The 3638-nt window shown below is 66.1% G+C and carries 1 protein-coding gene; it reads right to left on the bottom strand.

Translation table 11 applies throughout. The features are described 5' to 3' along the window. On the bottom strand, positions 1–3638 hold a 3638-nt coding region (locus NOF53_RS27355; protein ID WP_305087376.1), incomplete at both ends, for a non-ribosomal peptide synthetase.

The following is a 3638-nucleotide window of genomic DNA, read 5'->3' as shown; positions in this document are numbered from 1 at the left end:
TCGTCGAGGTCGATGCCGGTCAGGTCGAGTCGGACGGGGTGGATGGTGGTGAACCAGCCGATGGTGCGGGAGAGGTCTGCGCCGGGGACGAGATTGTTTTCCCGGCCGTGCCCCTCCACCCCGACCAGAACCTCGTCGAACGGGTGAGCATGAAGACGCCGCCACCGCGCCACCGCCAAGGCCAGCCCGGTGAACAACCCGCCGTCGACACCGGCGTGGAAGGCGCGGGGAAGGTCGCGGAGAAGCATTTCGGTGACGTCCGGCGGGATGTCGATCGTGACCTTGTCGGTAGTCAGCTCGGTATCGCGGACGGGATCGAGTGGCCGCGAACCGAGGAGGGGGTCGGGGCCGTCGAGTATCCGGCGCCAGAGGTCGAGTTCACCGGCCCGTTGGGGTGCGGTGTCGACGAGGGCGTGTGCCCAGCGGCGCATCGAGGTCCCGTTCCGGGGAAGGTCGGGGGTGCGTCCGGCGGTGATGTCTTCCCAGGCGGCGGCGAGGTCGGGTACCAGGATCCGCCAGGACACGCCGTCGATCGCCAGGTGATGGATCACCAGCAGTAGTCGCCCGTCGCCGGAGGCGTCGAACCATACGGCCTGCAGCATGACCCCGCGGGCAGGATCGAGACGGTCTTCGGCGTAGGTCAGCTCGTCACTGAGTATCGTCCCGAACTCGGGGCCGCCGACCGTGTGGGTTTCGATGCGGGACAGAAGGTCCGAGGCGGAGATCGATCCCACGGGGAGCACCTCCATGGCCGGTCCGGTCTCCGAAGTCCACAGCCGACCGCGCAGCATGTCGTGGTGGTCCAGCACCGCCTGCATTGTTCCGGCGAGCGTGGCGAGGGTGAGGCCCTCAGGTGCGGTCAGGACTGCAGCCTGCGAGAACCGGCTCACGTCGCCACTACGCTCCAACAGCCAATGCGTGATGGGGGTCAACGGGAGCGGACCGATTCCGCCACCGGGAAGCTCCTCGAGCCCTGTCGGCTGAGCGATGGTGGTGACCTCCGCGAGCGCCGCCACCGACTTGCGTTCGAACACATCGCGTGGGCTGAAGAACATTCCCGCCGCCTTGGCGCGTGCCACCAGCTGGATGGCCATGATGCTGTCGCCGCCGAGGGCGAAGAACGAGTCGTCGATGCCGACGGTGTCCAGCCCGAGAACCTCCTCGAACAGTCCGGTAAGTACCCGCTCGATGGGAACCGACGGAGCCCGGCTCGACGTGGCACGCTCGGTGAAGTCCGGCGCCGGCAGCGCCTTCCGGTCGAGTTTGCCGTTTGCGGTGAGGGGCAACCGGTCGAGGACGACGAGAGTGGCGGGAACCATGTGCGGAGCCAACTCGGCACGGGCCGATTCCAACACCGACTCGACATCGAATTCTCCACCGGTGTCCCCGGGTACGACGTAACCGATGAGCCGGTCTACTCCGTTGTCATCCGTGTGGACCTGGACCACCGCGTGCGCTACCGCGGGGTGTCGGCGCAGCGTGACCTCGATCTCGCCCGGTTCGATGCGGTAGCCGTGCAGCTGGACTTGGAAATCGCTGCGGCCCTGATACTCCAGCTGACCGCTTCGATTCCATCGGGCGAGGTCCCCGGTGCGGTACATGCGGGCGCCGTGGGCGGCAGGATCTGCCACGAATCGGCTGGCGGTCAGTTCGAGCCGATTCAGATAGCCTCGTGCGAGCTGGCTTCCCGAGACGTACATTTCACCGGTCACTCCCACCGGGACAGGGTGCAGTCGGCGATCGAGGACGGCGACGCGCAGCCCGGGTACGGCCCGGCCGACGACCGACGCCCGCGCTGATGCCGCCATCGTACTGTCGAGTGCCAGCGCGCTCACGTGGACGGTGGTCTCTGTGATGCCGTACATGTTCACCAGCGTCGGGGCAGTGTCCTCGTGACGGGCGTACCAGCGGTCGAGTTGACGGAGATCGAGGGCTTCGCCGCCGAAGATCACATACCGCAAAGTCAGATCATCCTGTGGTGCAGTGGGTTCGGACGCACTGTTGTCAGCCTCGATGAGCTGGTAGAACGCCGTGGGAGTCTGACTCAGCACCGTGACGTGTTCGCGGCGCAGCAGGGCAAGGAACGCTTCCGGGGACCGCGCCGTGTAGTAATCGACCAGCACCGCTCTGCCGCCCCGCAGGAGTGCGCCCCACAGTTCCCACACGGAGAAGTCGAAGGAGAAAGAGTGGAACAGGGTCCACACATCGGAGTTCTCGATTCCGAACCGGTCGAGGGTGTTGGCGAACAATGTCAAGACGCTGCGGTGCGACACCACGACGCCCTTCGGGTGACCGGTCGACCCGGATGTATAAATCACGTAGGCAACGCAATCCGGTGTCACAGGCAACCGTCGGTCCGCATCGGTGACAGGAGCCGGTGAGAAGCCGCTCAGTGACGCAGTTACTCGGTCCGAATCGAGCAGCACATGCGCAATGGTGGTGCTCGGCAGGGAGTCGTCGAAATCGGTGGACGTCAGCACACACAGGGGTCGCGCGTCGTCGAGTACGAACGCCATGCGTTCTGCGGGATACGTGACGTCGAGGGGCAGGTGCGCGGCTCCGGACACGGTGACCGCGAGCCAGGCGACGACGGAGTCGAGCGAGCGCGGCAGCGCGACGGCCACCGCCGACTCCGGACCGGCCCCGATCGAGATCAGGTACCGTGCCAGGCTGTTGACGCGGGCGGCCAGTTCGGAGTATTTCGTCGTCGAGCCGTCCACGGTGAGCGCTCCGGAATCGGGGAATCGCGCCACGATCTCGGTAAATCGGTCGACGAGGGTGTCCGCTCCCGAGTCGGTGCCGGGCTCGTTCCACCGAGCCGCCATGGTGTCGCGTTCGGCGGCGTCGGTGATCTCGATGTCCCCGACGGGTAGTGCGGGATCAGCCGAAATCGTCTCGAGTATCCGGACGAATCGCTTCGCGAAGTCCTCGACCGTGTCGCGCTCGAAAATGTCGCCGGCGTAGGTGAGGGCCGCGGACACGCCGGCCGGTGACGCGTCTTCGGCGAGGTGTTCGCGCAGGGTGAGCTGGAGGTCGAACTTCGCGGCACCGAAATCGGTAGAGGTGGCTTCGACGGTCAGGTCGGGCAATTCGAGCGAGATCGACTCGGCCCGACCGAACTCGATGAGAACCTGGAACAACGGTGAATGCGCGGTGGAACGGCCGGGGGCGAGCTCCTCGACGAGCAATTCGAAAGGCATATCGGCGTGAGTGAAGGCGCCGAGATCGACCTCGCGGGTCGAGTCGAGGATGTCGGCGAACGAATCGGCTGCCGTCACCCGCGTACGCAACACCAGCGTTCCGACGAACATCCCGACGAGGTCGTCGAGGGCGGGTTCGCCGCGCCCGGCGACAGGCACACCGACCACGATGTCGGAACTGTCGGCGAGCCGGGCGAGCAGCACCGCGAACGCCGCATGGAATGCCATGAACATCGTCGCATCGTGTTCACCGGACAGGGCGGACAGCCGGCAATGGACCTGCGGATCCACATCGAAGTAGACGGTTCCGCCGCGGAGGGTGCGTTGTGGTGGTCGTGGGTGGTCGGTGGGGAGGGGGAGGAGGTCGGGGAGTGTGTGGAGGGTGTTTTTCCAGTAGTGGAGTTGGGTGGTGATGAGGCTGTGGGGGTCTTCGGTGGT

It is taken from the genome of Rhodococcus tibetensis (assembly GCF_024438035.1).
Taxonomy (GTDB): domain Bacteria; phylum Actinomycetota; class Actinomycetes; order Mycobacteriales; family Mycobacteriaceae; genus Rhodococcus_F; species Rhodococcus_F tibetensis.
This window is presented reverse-complemented; position numbering and strand designations above follow the sequence as displayed.